Below are 13,415 nucleotides of genomic sequence, written 5' to 3' on the forward strand. Positions count from 1 at the left end.
AGCCGGGACATCGGTCACCATGCTTTCCGGACCACTGCTCGACAGACGCTACCGCCATCTCTTCGCGGCCCAGGTTATCGCCCTGGCGGGCACAGGGCTGACGACGATCGCGCTCGCGCTCCTCGCCAACGAGCTTGCCGGTGAGCGTGCGGGGCAGGTTCTCGGCACCGCGCTCGCCATCAAGATGGTCGCCTATGTGGGCATCGCGCCGGTGGTCGGTGCCTATGCCGGCCGTCTGCCACGGCGCGGGCTGCTGGTCACGCTGGATCTGCTCCGGGCCTCCGTGGTGCTGCTGCTCCCGTTCGTTACGGCCATCTGGCAGATCTATGTCCTGATCTTCCTGCTGAATGCGTGCTCGGCCGGTTTCACGCCGGTGTTCCAGGCGACGATACCGGACATCATTGACGACGAGCAGCGCTACACCAGGGCGCTCTCGCTGTCCCGGCTGGCGTATGATCTCGAGAATCTACTCAGCCCCACCGCCGCCGCCCTGCTTCTGGCAGTCATGGGCTTCGATGTCCTGTTTGTCCTCAACGGGCTCGCGTTCCTCGCCTCGGCGGTGCTCGTGGTCTCGGTCGCCCTGCCACGGGCGAGGCCGTCCGGGATGGTCGAGAGCGTCTGGCGGAAGATCAGCTACGGAACCCGCGTCTACCTGCGCACGCCGCGCCTGCGGGGTCTCATGGGCCTGAACATGGTGGTGGCCTCGGCGGGCGCCATGCAGATCGTGAACACGGTGGTCTACGTTCGCTCCGGGCTGGGCCTGGCCGAAACCGCCGTGGCCATCGCGTTCGCGGCGGCTGGAGGCGGGTCGATGCTGGTGGCCCTTGGGTTGCCCCGCTTGCTGGACAGGCTGCCGCAACGCCCTCCGATGCTTTTCGGCGGGGTTGTGATGTCGGCGAGTCTGTTTCTCGGCCTGCTCGAGCCGGGATATGAAGCCCTGCTCGCTATATGGTTCATGCTCGGTGCTGGCACGTCCCTGGTGCTGACGCCGGCGGGCCGACTCCTGCGGCAGTCGAGCCGTGAGCAGGACCGGCCCGCGCTGTTCTCGGCACAGTTTTCGCTATCGCATGCGTGCTGGCTGCTCGCCTATCCGCTTGCGGGATGGCTGGGGGCGGAGGCCGGACTGACGACGACTTTCGCGGTTCTCGGTGTGATCGCACTGGTGTCGACCGCGGCGGCCGCCTCGCTCTGGCCGCGGCATGATCCCCTGGAGCGGGAGCATGATCATGAGCCGCAGCAGCACGAACACCTCCACTACCACGACGAGCACCACCAGCACGAGCATGAAGGGTGGGAAGGGCCGGAGCCGCACACGCACCCGCACCGGCACACGCCGGGCCGCCACCGCCATGCGTTCGTGATCGATCTGCATCACCGCGACTGGCCCGCGGGTTGACGGGTTTGCGACGCGGGCCCAGCGCGCTGCGTATTCCGGCCGCCTACAGCCCGTACTTCTTGATCCGGTACCACAAGGAGCGCTCGCTGATCTCCAGCGCCCGGGCGGCGGCGGCCTTGTTGCCATGAGCGCGCCGCAGGGCGCGGTCAATAAGGGTCCGTTCGAGGGCTTCGACGTGGTGCGGCAGTGCCAGATCGTCCCCGTCGTCCCGGAGGGCGGACTCACCGAGGTCGTGTCGGGCCTGGGGCCCGGTCAGCTCTGCGGGTAGCTCTGCGACGTCGACGACATCCCCGGGACAGAGCACTGCCGCCCGTTCCATGAGGTTCTGCAGCTCGCGCACATTCCCCGGCCAGCCGTATTCCCGCAGCCGTCGGACGGCCTGCTCGCTGATGGCAGGTGCGCGCCTGCCGATCTCCGCGCAGTAGCGGTGCAGGAAATGCTCCGCGAGCAGGGCGATGTCATCGCCGCGTTCGCGCAGCGGCGGCACATCGACACGCACCACGTTGAGGCGGTAGTAGAGGTCCTCTCGCAGACGTCCTTCGGAAACCGCGGCCTGAGGGTTTCGGTTAGTGGCGGCGACCACGCGGAGGTCGACGGGCGTCGGGTGCTGGGAGCCGAGGCGCTCCACCGTGCCTTCCTGGAGCACACGCAGGAGCTTGGTCTGGAGTGCGATCGGGGTCTCGGTGATCTCGTCGAGAAAGAGCGTGCCGCCGCTCGCCAGCTCGAAGCGCCCGGTTCGGTCCCGGTCCGCGCCGGTGTAGGCGCCCTTGCGAACGCCGAATAGCTCGCTCTCCAGAAGGTCGTCGGGGATGGCGGCACAGTTGATGGCCACGAACAGGCCGTCGCGCCCGGACTCGCGATGTATGGCGCGGGCCACGAGCTCCTTGCCCGTGCCGGTCTCGCCGACGATCATGACCCCGCTGCGGGTCGGGGCGACCCGGTGCAGCAGGGTATAGAGGCGATCCATGGCCGCGCTGCGGCCGATGAATTCCCCCCGGCCGCGCTCGGCCTCGTCGCGGAGGTAACGGTTCTGGAGCCGGACCCGCTCCGTGTCCAGCGCCCGGGTAACGGCGATCTCCACCGTCGCCATCTCGAACGGCCGGATGATGTAGTCGACCGCGCCGAGCTTCATGGCCTCGACCGCGGTCTCCACGGTCCCGTAAGCGGTGAGGACGATGACCGGCACGTCCTGCCCGAGCTCGCGCAGCCGGCGTAGCAGTTCCACCCCGCCCACGTGTGGCATCTTGAGATCGGTGAGCACGAGATCGAAGGCGTCGGCCTCCAGCTGCGCCAGTGCCTCCCGGCCGTCCCGCGCGGTGGCGACCTCGTGCCCCTGGCCGCGCAGTGCCATCTCGAGCAGCCGGCGCATTTTGGCCTCGTCGTCGGCGACGAGAATGCGGTTGGCTCGGCTCACGCCGCTCCCTCCTCGTTGTGTCTCGGAAGACGAACCGAAAAACGGGCACCGCCAGCCGGGGAATTGCCGACGTCGATCCGCCCGCCGTGGGCCTCCACGATCTGCTGGACGACCGTGAGCCCGAGCCCGATGCCCCCCTCCCGCTGCGTGAAGAAGGGATCGAAGACCCGGTGCTGGAACGTGTCCGGCACGCCGGGCCCGGCGTCGTCCACGTGGACGACGAGCGCTTCGGCCTCGCACCGGAGCTGCACCGATACCGGGTGGCCCTCTGGGCTGTACTGAATCGCGTTGATCAGAAGGTTCAGGAAGACCTGGATCAGCTGTTCCCGGTCGCAGGTGAGCACCGCATCGCCCCGGCCGGGGTCCAGCGCCACGGGCACCCCGTTCTTCGCGGCGCGGGTCTCCACCAGCGCGACGGCGTGCTCCAGTATCCCGCGCAGATCTGCCGGCCGAAAGGAGGGCGGCCGCGGACGGGCCGTTTCCAGGAGCGTGTTGACCAGCGCCCCGAGCCGGTCCGTCTCGCTCTGGATGTAGCCCGTGAGCTCCCTGCCTTCCTCGGTGAGCTCCGGCTGGCGTTCGAGCAGCTGCGCCGAGGAACGCAGTATCCCCAGGGGCGTACGCACCTCGTGGGCCATTATCGCCGCCATTTCACCTACGACGGCGAGCTTGCCAGCGCGCACCAGCTGTTCCCGGGACTGGCGAAGCGCCTCGATGGTCTCCTCGAATGCCCGGGAGAGCTCGCGCACCTCGGTGATCCGGTCGTGTACCGGCGGGGGCGGTGGCTGTTCACCGCCGCGAAGGCGCCGGGCGAATTCGGTGAGCCGGGCAATGGGCCGGGCGATGCGACCGGAGACCCGGTGGGACACCCACCCGGCAACCACCATGGTCACGACCAGGGCGAGGATCATCGCGGCGGCCAGGCGCCAGACGGGTTTGAAGGCGATACCCGTCGGCTCGACGACGAGCAGGTGCCAGTCGAAACCGGAGAGCTTGTGGTAGTAGGAAGTCCTCGCAACGCCGACGAGCAGTGGCCCCGTCCCGAGGGCGGCACCGTCCTGGATGACCGGCGAGGCATCGTCGGCCTGATCGAGCCATCGGGATAGATCGGCCGTGGGGGCGTCTGCGCCGAGTTCGGCGGCCCCGGACTCGGCGATCACCCGCCCCGAGGTGTTTACCAGCAGGGCGGCGCGGGGCGTACCCCCGACAGAGTCCCGGAGGAACCCCTTTACGTGATTCCAGTTGAGCACGGCGTAGAGATAGCCCAGGGTGCCGGTGCCAAAGGCGTCCGGCACGGTCGTGCGCAGCACGAGCTGCGGGCCGCCGGCGCGGTCCAGGGTGGCCAGGGTCTCGACCACGACCTCGGCGTTGTCGCCCCGGGCCTCACGAACCGCGGCCGGGGCGGGCATGCGGGTGGTGTCAATGCGCGAGGCCTGCGAGGAGGCGACGACGCGGCCCTCCTGATCGGTGCAGAATAGCGCGTCGTACACCGGGCCGTGCCCCTGCCTGAGATCGGTCAGCAGCCGCGACAGGCGCTTGTCCACGTCGCCCACCCGGATGTCCTGCATGACCTGCAGCAGGCGCCACTCGCGTACGTCCTCCAGCCGATCGAAGAGATAGGCGTCGACGCGCTCGAGCAGTGCCGTGGAGGTCACCTGCAGGGTCCGGGCGATCTCGGACTGCAGGGCCTGCCGGAACTGGTAGAAGGATACCGCGCCGCTCAGCAGGATCGACCCGAACACGAGGGCCAGCGTCCCCCTCAGAATCGCGGTTCGGATCGTCAATGCCGGTGCTCCTGGTAGGCGGTTCCCGGAATCGGCGGATTGCGGGGTGCGGCCGATGACGGGTGTAGGGGCGTCGTCGTTTATACTACATCACACTTTCTGTTTTGCTCGGCCCGGGCCGCGACACGCCGCGGCATGCGGCCGACCTGCCAGTGTGGTGACCCGGTTTTGGGACGCAGAACAATCCTCCGGTCCGTTCGTGCCGCCGCCTGGCTGTGCACGCTTGCCCTCGTCTCGGTCCATGCCGCGGAACTCCCGGTGCCCGGGGAACCGGATGGCTACCGGCTGGGCCGGGGATACCACGTGGATGCGCTTGGCCTGACCCTGGGGGGCTACGCCGACTTCCGCTACGAGAACCTCGAGGGGCAACGTGACACCCTCCGGGCGCGGGACCTGAGCGTCTTCGTGAGCGGGGAGCTGGCGCCGAACTGGCGGGTGTTTTCGGAAACGGAGTTCGGCGATGCGGTCACCGTCGACAGCGACGGCATCTCGGGCGCCGGCAGCGAGCTGGAGGTGGAGCGGCTCTACGTGGAGCACGATCTCAGTCCGGGGCTGCGTCTGCGGGCGGGCAAGTTCCTGACCCCGATAGGCCGGCGGAACCTCATCCACGCGGCACCGCTGGCCTGGGGCGTGTCGCGTCCGCTGACGACCTCCGCACCGTTCGCGCGGCACGCCTCCGGGCTGGAAGCGATCGGCACCACGCCGGTGGGGGACGGTGCGCTGGACTTCCACGTCTTCCTGGATGCGACGGAGCGGCTGGATAACTCCGAGCGCACCGAGGAAACCTTCATGGACTCGCAGGTGCAGCCCAATCCGCGCAACGCGTTCGATCATGCGGCGGGTTTGCGCCTGGTGTATCGCAGCCGCGACGACGACCTTCAGCTCGGCTTCTCCGTCGCCCGCTTCAGGCTACAGGACCGCCCGAACGCCAAGCGCCTGGCCGGCGTCGATTTCCAGTACACCGCCGGCGGCGCGGAGCTGACGGGGGAGGGCGTCTACCGGGAGAGCCAGGGCGACGAGGAGGGGGACGATTACGGCGCGTTCGTGCAGCTGGCACTGCCGCTGGGTGGTGACTTCTACGGTGTCGCCTCCCACGAGCGTTACCGCTCGGGGCTGTTCAGCGAGGCGGCGGATATCGATACCGTGGGGGTCACCTACCGGCCGGTGCCGCCGTTGTCCATCAAGCTCGAACGCCGTGAGACGCGGGGCGAGGAACAGCTCGCGCCGGATGGCTGGCTCATCGCCCTGTCCGTTCTACTGTGAGGTGGTGCATCGTCAGTAGCCGTTGGGCAGGCGCGATAATGGCGCTGGCGTGGGCGATGCTGGCGTTTGCCGCGCCGCCGCCCGGCGGGATCGAGATCGCCGTCATCGCCGCCGATCCGCCGCCGCGTATCGACGCCGATACTCGCAGCCTCAGGGATATATTCCTCAAGCGCCGCCGTTTCGATGCCGACGGCCTGCCCCTGGTGCCCCTGAATCTTCCGCCGGATTCCCCCCTGCGGGAGGCGTTCTCCGAGGCAGTGCTGGGCCAGTCGCCCCGAATGCTCGCGCAGTACTGGAATGAACGCTACTTCCAGGGCGTCTCCCCGCCCTATGTGGTTCGCTCGCAGGAGGCAATGCTCCGCTTCGTTGCCGCCACCCCGGGTGCCCTCGGCTACGTGATGGCGTGTCATGCCGACGGGCGGGTGCACGTGGTGGCTCGCGTGACGGTGCGTGGCGTTACGGCGGCGGGGCGCGATGGTTGCGCGGGCGCGAATGGCCCCGTGGACTGACCGGGGCGCGCAAAAAATGTCTGCACTGCTTGCGCGATAACGTTTTTTGCGCGCTCCCGTCGACCGGGAAATAAAGCGTAACCCTCGGAAAAATCGGACATTGTTTTTCTGGCATGGAAGTCGCAGTGCCGCGCCCGTCAATGGACGGAGGGCACACGATGAGCCGGGACCAGGAATCACTTTGCGTCGACCCCCGTATCGATCCGTTGCTCGGGGAGCTGCACCACCGGGTAGCGCTGCACCTCACCGGGTGGGACGGCCCGGAACGCGGCGAACTGGAATCGTTCATTGCCCGCGTGTTCGCACGGACGTGCGGCGCGCGGGTGACGAACTTCTTCCCGACGCTCCTGGCATTCAGCCAGGAGCACCGCCTCGCAGGCGTCGTGGGCGTACGCAGTGCCTCGGGTGCGCGGCTCTTCCTCGAGCACTACCTGGACGTCCCGGCCGAGCAGGCGGTCTCGGCGTGTATCGCGCGGCAAGTAGATCGCAATGAGGTCGTGGAGGTTGGAAACCTGGCCCTGAGCGCGCCCGGTCAGGCGCGGTGGATCATCGCGGTCACGACCGCGTTTCTCGCCGCGGCGGGATTCCACTGGGTGGTCTTTACCGCGGCGGCTCCGCTGTTCAACGCCTTCCGCCGCCTCGGTCTGCGCCCGATCCGCGTGGCCGACGCCGACCCGGAAAGGCTGCCGGACCGGGGAACGACGTGGGGGCGTTACTACGAGGCCGCGCCCCAGGTCTACGCGGGGGACGTCCGCGCGGGGATGGGCAAGCTCCGTTATGCGCGCTGCTGGCAGCTCGACGCGCCCCGGCACCTGCTCGCCTGCGCGGAGGCACTCGGCGCCCGGGCCTTTGCGCCGTCCCTGGCATCCGGGGTGGCCGGCACATGAAGCGCCTCCTTTTCCGAATCGAGGAACACGCCCGGCGGTCCCCGGGTGCGGTTGCCGTGGCGGACGGGGCGACGCAGCTCGATTACGCGGCACTCCAGCACGAGATCGAGGACGCGGCCGAGAGGCTCCCGTGGGATCGCGTCGGCCTGCTCGCCGAGAACAGCTGCGGCTGGGCGGTCGTCGACCTCGCCGTGGCCCGTCGCGGCGGGGTCTGCGTCCCGATGCCGGTGTTCTTCTCCGACGGGCAACTGTTGCACCTCATCCGTGACGCCGGTCTGGATGTGGTGCTCACCGACGCCCCGGAGCGGGTCTCGCGCCTCATTGAGTCACGGCCGGTGGACATGTTCGTCGTGGCCGGCCAGCGCCTGGCCATCTTCGTTCCAGGCCATGGCGGCAAACGCAGCGCCCTGCCGGCGGGCACGGCGAAGGTGACCTACACCTCCGGCACCACCGGCGCACCCAGGGGCGTCTGCCTCTCCGGCAGCTCCGTGGAGCGCGTCGCGGCGACGCTGTGCGATGCCGTCACCGCGCAACCCCGGGACCGCTCGCTGGCGCTTCTGCCGCTGTCGACGCTGCTGGAGAACGTCGGGGGGCTATACGCGCCGCTGTGGGCGGGCGGCCGGGCCCAGGTCCCGTCCCTGGAGGACTGTGGCATCACCGGCTCCTCGGGGCTCGACCCGCGCCGGATGATGCTGGCCCTGGCGGGGTACGAACCGACCACCCTGATCCTCGTCCCCCAGCTCCTCAAGGCACTGACGGAGTGCGTCGTGGCGGGTATTCCGGCGCCGCGGTCGCTCCGGTTCGCGGCGGTCGGCGGGGCGCCGTCGTCGGCCGCGCTCATCCGCCGCGCGAGGACCCTCGGGATCCCCGCCTTCGAGGGCTACGGGCTGTCCGAGGCGGCGTCCGTGGTGACACTCAACGTCCCGGGCGCGGACCGGCCGGGGAGCGCCGGGCGGGCGCTGCCGCACGTACGCCTGGCGGTGGACGACAACGGCGAGGTCGTGGTGCACGGGGAGCTGTTTCTCGGCTACCTGGGCTCGCGCGCCGTTGCCGGGACGGGCTGGCCCACGGGGGATCTCGGCCGTATAGACGAGGACGGCTACCTGCACATCGTCGGACGCCGGAAAACGGCCTTCGCGACGGCCTTCGGCCGGAACGTCGCGCCGGAGTGGGTCGAGAGCGAGCTGGTCGCGGGTCCGGGCGTGGCACAGGCCGCCGTGTTCGGCGAGGGCCGGCCGTTCAACGTCGCCGTGATCGTGCCAATGCCGGGGGCACCCGCGGAGGCCCTGCGGGACGCCGTGGATCGCGCCAACGAGGCACTGCCTGACTACGCGCGGGTGGCGGCCTGGGTCGAGGCCGATGCCCCGTTCGTGGTGGCCAACGGGCTCGCCTCGGCCGCGGGGGCACCGCACCGCGCGGCGATCGGGGAGCGCTATCAACCACAGATTCAACGCCTTTATGAACAGGGGGAGCGCCATGCCGTTCTATGACGAACTCGTTGCAGCGACGCAGCCGGCCCGGGACGAATTCATCGCCATTCCGATCGTTCAGCGCGCCCTGGCGGGCGGAGTCACCCGCGAGGAGTACGTGGCCTTCCTCGGCCAGGCCTACCACCACGTTCGCCACACGGTCCCGCTGCTCATGGCCTGCGGCGGCCGCCTGCCGGACCGGATCGGCTGGCTGCGCGACGCCGTGGCCGAGTACATCGCCGAGGAGCTGGGCCACGAGCGATGGATACTCGACGACATCGCCGCCGCGGACGGCGATGCCGCCCTGGTCGCGAACGCGGTCCCGGGGCCGGCGACCGAGCTGATGGTCGCCTACGCCTATCACGTCATCGACCGCGGCAACCCGGCCGGCTTCTTCGGCATGGTATTCGTGCTCGAGGGGATGTCCGTGGCCCTCGCGACAAAGGCGGCGGAGGCGATTCGGGGCCACCTCGGGCTCCCGCCGGCGGCGTTCCGCTATCTCACCTCTCACGGGTCCGTGGACCAGCAGCACGTCCGGTTCCTCGAAGGCCTGATGAACCGCCTGGACGACCCCGCAGACCGGGAGACCGTCATCCACTGCGCCCTGCGGTTCTACCGCCTTTATGGCGACGTTTTCCGCGCGATCTCAACGTACTAGGCGCCGGGAGGCAATCATGAAACGCATACTGCCAACACTGTTACTGGCGATGCTCCTGGGTGGCCCGGCGTGGGCCGCCGCGGACACCGGCGTCGACGGCCGTGTCCTCGACATCGAGCGCGCGTGGGCGCATATCAACTACCAGATGCCGGAGGATCAGCGCGGGGAGGCCCTCGGCAAGCTCGAGGAGCGCGCGGACGCGGTGATCGCGGCGTTCCCGGACCGCGTCGAACCCCGCGTGTGGAAGGCCATTGTGCTCAGCAGCCACGCCGCGGTCGCCGGACCGTTCAGTGCGCTGAAGATGGCGGAACGGGCGCGCGACCTCCTGCTTCAGGCGGAAAAGCAGGACCCCACGGCCCTGCGCGGCTCCATCCCCACCTCCCTCGGCACCCTCTATTCAAAGGTGCCGGGCTGGCCGCTGGGATTCGGCAGCGACAACAAGGCCCGGGCCTATTTCCGTAAGGCCATGGAGATCAATCCGGACGGGCTCGATTCCAACTACCTCTATGCCGAGTTCCTGTATGACCAGGGCGAGTACGACAAGGCCCTGCAGCACCTGAAGAAGGCCCTCGACGCCCCGGACCGTCCCCAACGCCCTGTGGCGGACAAGGGTCGCCGGGAGGAGGCGAGGGCCCTCGTCGCCAGGGTGCGCTCCGAAATGGGCGGGCATGGGCCGGAAACCGGCCGGATGAGGTGAACGATGAAGCTTGATTACCAACGAATCGTCATCACCGGCGCCGCCGGTGGCATCGGGCGGGCGTTGACCGGTGCCCTTGCCCGGCGCGGCGCAAGGCTGGGTCTCCTGGTGCGACGGCCGGAATCCGGCGGTGTTCCCGATGAGGCCGGCGCCGATACGCTGGTGTTGACCTGTGACGTGACCGATGCCGGGGACAGGCAGGCCGCCCTCCAGGCGGTGAACGACCGCTGGGGCGGGGCCGATGTGCTCATCAACCTCGCGGGCGTCATGGATTTCAGCCGCTACGACAGCCAGGACCCGGAAGCGGTCGCCCGGATGGTCGCGGTGAACCTCGAGGCGCCGATGCTGATGACGCGGACCTTTCTGCCGGCGATGGTCGAACGGGGTGCGGGGCACGTCGTCAACGTCGGGTCCATGTTCGGCTCGATCGGATTCCCCGGTTTCGCCGCCTACGCCGCGACGAAGTTCGGCCTGCGCGGATTCTCCCAGGCGTTGCGGCGCGAACTCGCGGACACCGGGGTGCGCGTCACCCACGTGTCCCCACGTGCCGTTAACACCGCCTTCAATCCACCGGTAGTGCAGGAAATGACCGCCGCCGGCATCATGCACATGGACCCGCCGGAACGGGTGGCACGGGCCATCGTCAAGGCCCTCGAGAAGGGCCGCAAGGAGGTCTACCTCGGCTTTCCGGAGAGCCTCTTCGCGCGCATCAACGGCCTCCTGCCCGGCGTTATCGACCGCGGGCTCGCACGACAGACCCCCACGATCAACGCCTACGCCGCCGCACGCGACCGGGTCCCGGGCGGGGAGCCCGGCCGCGTAATGCCCGTGGAGGACCGCCGCGGGTGATCGATACAGGGGGGCGCGGGTCTGGGCACGCCCGGCAGAATGGACCGCGGCGACGCCCGAATCCGGCTATCTCCCGTATCGGTCTCCGTTCCCGGCCACGCCGCGGAGGAAGGTGACCCAGGCGGCAGCGTGTCGGAAGGGATCGTGGTGCGGTGAACGCTGGCGCGCACGTTAACGGGCGGCACGCCCCATCGCACGCAAGGGCACGCAGCTGTCCCCACGGGGTGTTAGGCTCGAAGGGGTTGCAGCGCGCGGGGACGTCGGCGCTCCCTGCGCGTGCACGCCTCGTAAACGCCTTTGGGTATCTCGCAAGGGGGCTGCATGGCATCACTCCTCGAGGCGATCGGATCGGCCGCTTACCTGGCGGCGGCCATGGGCTGGGAGGTGCTGTGGGGGCTGGTTCTCGGCTTCCTGCTGTCAGCGGCGGTGGACGTGCTGGTCTCCAAGGCCGAGCTCCAGCGCATGCTGCCGGACGACTCCGCCCGCTCGGTGGCCCGCGCTTCCGTCGTTGGCGCCGCGTCGTCGTCCTGTTCGTACGCCGCCGTCGCGATCGCCCGGTCCATCTTCCGTAAAGGTGGTGACTTCACCGCCGCGATGGCCTTCCAGTTCGCCTCGACGAACCTCGTCATCGAGCTCGGTGTGTTGCTGGTGGTGCTCATGGGCTGGAGCTTCGGCGCGGCGGAGTTCATCGGCGGCCCCATCATGATCGCGCTGCTCGTGCTCATGTTCCGCAGGCTCCTTCGTCCATCCTTGGTGGACGAGGCCCGCCGTCAGGCGAAGAAGGGCCTCAGCGGGAGCATGGAGGGCCATGCCGGCATGGCCACGATGGCGAAGGAGGGCACCTGGCGCGAGCGACTCACCTCGGCCGAGGGGTGGACCGCGATCAGCCACTACTTCGTGATGAACTGGTCGATGCTCTGGAAGGACATCGGCGTCGGCCTCGTGGTCTCGGGCACCCTGGGCGCGCTGGTGCCGGACGCCTTCTGGCACGCCGCGTTCTTCACCGACGACCCGGTGCTCTCCACGCTGTGGGGCCCCATCATCGGGCCGCTCATCGCGGTGGCGTCGTTCACCTGTTCCATCGGCAACGTGCCGCTCGCCGCCGTCCTCTGGAACGGCGGGATCAGCTTCGGCGGCGTGGTCGCTTTCATCTTCGGCGACCTGATCATCCTGCCGATACTCAACATCTACCGGAAATACTATGGCCTGCGGATGGCCGTGTTCCTGGCTGTCGTGTTCTACGTGGCCATGGTGATCTCGGCGATCGCCGTGGAGCTGCTGTTCGGCGGCATCGGCTGGATCCCCGCGGAGCGGAACGCCAACGTCGGCACCGCCGCGTTCTCGCTGAATTACACGACGGTCCTGAACGTCATCGCGCTACTCGTGGCGGGCGGGCTGTACCTGCGCTACCGCCGCACCGGCGGCCCGGAAATGATGCGCGCGATGGAGGAGGGCGGTGAGCATGAGCACCACCATGCGCACGGGCACTGACGGGGCGGGGGGACACCCGGCGCTGCCGGTCAGGTGACCGGCTGCCGCAATGCGTGTGTTCAGATTCGGGGCGCTGTTTCCGTGAATTCCAGGGCAGCCCGCCCCGTTGCCCAGGGATGTCTGGGTATCACTGCGCGGATCTGAGTGCATCAACCACGCGCTTACCCATCGAAGTGGCCGCTTCGGCGCTATCGAATTCCACGGAGAGGGTCTTGCCGTTATCGAGCAGCAGGCCGACCTCGTGCCCGGAGCGGCTGCTCACCCTCACGCTCGCGATGTGCGCCGGGCTGATAGCGGTGAAATCACCTTCATTCGCATTCGGGTTGTGGTAGTAAACCATCCCCTCGTCAACCTCCAATGACCCGCCGCTGGCCGCCAGCGTGGCTACCGGGATAGCGGTGAGCGCAATTGAAGCGGCAAGCGCGAATTTATACGTCATGGATGCAGCCTTCCTATTTGTCAGAGGGATCGCCTCGGGAGGCTCATCATAGCAGGCCGTTAAACGGCAGCGATCGAATCCCGGATGATTGCACCGCCTTCCGGATGGAGCCGATGTGGGGCCCTGGCGCCAGTTCTTGAGCGCCGAAGTGCTGAGTCGTCATGGTGGCAGTAGAGCTGGCAACAGCGCCTGGGCATCCTGAGGGACCTGTCAGCGGGGGCTGGCACGCCGCGCCCACTGGCGACAGCGAAGGCCGGGCAGCGTTTCGTCTGCTACGGTTTCCGTAGTATCGGCGAAGGGACCTCCCGTGCGCGCTCACTCAACTTGTAAGCCCACTTCTGTGCCAGGAGACCATCGACATGGCTGAGCGACCGGACGCAGTGGTTTTCGATGTCCTGGAAACATTGCTCAACCTTGATCCGCTGGCGGCGCGACTGGAGGAGGTGGGCCAGCCGGCGGCCGTGCTGGATCGATGGTTCATGCGGTTCCAACGCGATGCCATGGCGCTGACGCTCGCCGGCGACGAGGCGCCCTTCGAGCCGGTCGCGCGTCAGGCGCTGCG

12 protein-coding genes and 1 pseudogene are annotated in these 13,415 nt (G+C 68.7%); 10 read left to right on the forward strand and 3 right to left on the reverse strand.

The window, feature by feature from the left end:
* Window positions 1-19 precede the first annotated feature (19 nt).
* On the forward strand, window positions 20-1,396 hold the full coding sequence (locus G7A99_RS11715; protein ID WP_163140384.1) for an MFS transporter: 1,377 nt from the start codon (window positions 20-22) through the stop codon (window positions 1,394-1,396).
* Between the two features lie 43 nt (window positions 1,397-1,439).
* Here G7A99_RS11715 and G7A99_RS11720 read toward each other — a convergent pair whose 3' ends face one another.
* Both G7A99_RS11720 and G7A99_RS11725 read right to left on the reverse strand, forming a co-directional pair.
* Window positions 1,440-2,810 carry a sigma-54 dependent transcriptional regulator gene (locus G7A99_RS11720; RefSeq protein WP_163140363.1) on the reverse strand — a complete coding sequence of 457 codons (1,371 nt, stop codon included), beginning with the start codon at window positions 2,808-2,810 and terminating at the stop codon, window positions 1,440-1,442.
* Window positions 2,807-4,591, reverse strand: coding sequence for a sensor histidine kinase (locus G7A99_RS11725; protein WP_163140365.1), 1,785 nt, complete (start codon window positions 4,589-4,591; stop codon window positions 2,807-2,809). The genes G7A99_RS11720 and G7A99_RS11725 overlap by 4 nt, the downstream gene beginning before the upstream one ends.
* Window positions 4,592-4,759: 168 nt before the next feature.
* On the opposite strand from G7A99_RS11725, the gene G7A99_RS11730 reads away from it, so the two are divergent.
* The 8 genes from G7A99_RS11730 to G7A99_RS11765 all read left to right on the forward strand — a co-directional run bounded on the left by G7A99_RS11730 (window position 4,760) and on the right by G7A99_RS11765 (window position 12,414).
* Complete coding sequence (locus tag G7A99_RS11730) at window positions 4,760-5,854, forward strand: hypothetical protein (RefSeq protein WP_163140367.1); 1,095 nt, start codon at window positions 4,760-4,762, stop codon at window positions 5,852-5,854.
* A 38-nt stretch (window positions 5,855-5,892) separates the two neighbouring features.
* The gene (locus G7A99_RS11735) at window positions 5,893-6,363 is read left to right on the forward strand and encodes a hypothetical protein (protein WP_163140369.1); all 471 of its coding nucleotides are present in this window, start codon (window positions 5,893-5,895) and stop codon (window positions 6,361-6,363) included.
* A 158-nt stretch (window positions 6,364-6,521) separates the two neighbouring features.
* Window positions 6,522-7,250 (forward strand): thermostable hemolysin, encoded by a 729-nt coding sequence (locus G7A99_RS11740; RefSeq protein WP_163140371.1) that lies wholly within the window; start codon window positions 6,522-6,524, stop codon window positions 7,248-7,250.
* Complete coding sequence (locus G7A99_RS11745) at window positions 7,247-8,740, forward strand: AMP-binding protein (RefSeq protein ID WP_163140373.1); 1,494 nt, start codon at window positions 7,247-7,249, stop codon at window positions 8,738-8,740. Before G7A99_RS11740 ends, G7A99_RS11745 begins: the two co-directional genes overlap by 4 nt.
* Complete coding sequence (locus G7A99_RS11750; RefSeq protein WP_163140375.1) at window positions 8,727-9,377, forward strand: TenA family transcriptional regulator; 651 nt, start codon at window positions 8,727-8,729, stop codon at window positions 9,375-9,377. The genes G7A99_RS11745 and G7A99_RS11750 overlap by 14 nt, the downstream gene beginning before the upstream one ends.
* Before the next feature lie 16 nt (window positions 9,378-9,393).
* On the forward strand, window positions 9,394-10,074 hold the full coding sequence (locus G7A99_RS11755) for a tetratricopeptide repeat protein (RefSeq protein WP_163140377.1): 681 nt from the start codon (window positions 9,394-9,396) through the stop codon (window positions 10,072-10,074).
* Window positions 10,075-10,077: 3 nt separating this feature from the next.
* Window positions 10,078-10,923 (forward strand): SDR family oxidoreductase, encoded by an 846-nt coding sequence (locus tag G7A99_RS11760; RefSeq protein ID WP_163140379.1) that lies wholly within the window; start codon window positions 10,078-10,080, stop codon window positions 10,921-10,923.
* Between the two features lie 321 nt (window positions 10,924-11,244).
* The gene (locus tag G7A99_RS11765; RefSeq protein WP_163140381.1) at window positions 11,245-12,414 is read left to right on the forward strand and encodes a permease; all 1,170 of its coding nucleotides are present in this window, start codon (window positions 11,245-11,247) and stop codon (window positions 12,412-12,414) included.
* 127 nt (window positions 12,415-12,541) lie between these two features.
* Here G7A99_RS11765 and G7A99_RS11770 read toward each other — a convergent pair whose 3' ends face one another.
* Window positions 12,542-12,853: a hypothetical protein gene (locus tag G7A99_RS11770; RefSeq protein ID WP_163140383.1), complete on the reverse strand. Its 312-nt coding sequence runs from the start codon at window positions 12,851-12,853 to the stop codon at window positions 12,542-12,544.
* 359 nt (window positions 12,854-13,212) lie between these two features.
* Between G7A99_RS11770 and G7A99_RS11775 the strand changes: the two are divergent.
* Window positions 13,213-13,415 (forward strand): annotated as a pseudogene (locus G7A99_RS11775) (haloacid dehalogenase); the annotation flags it as partial.

The sequence above is a fragment of the Arhodomonas sp. KWT genome, assembly GCF_010993615.1.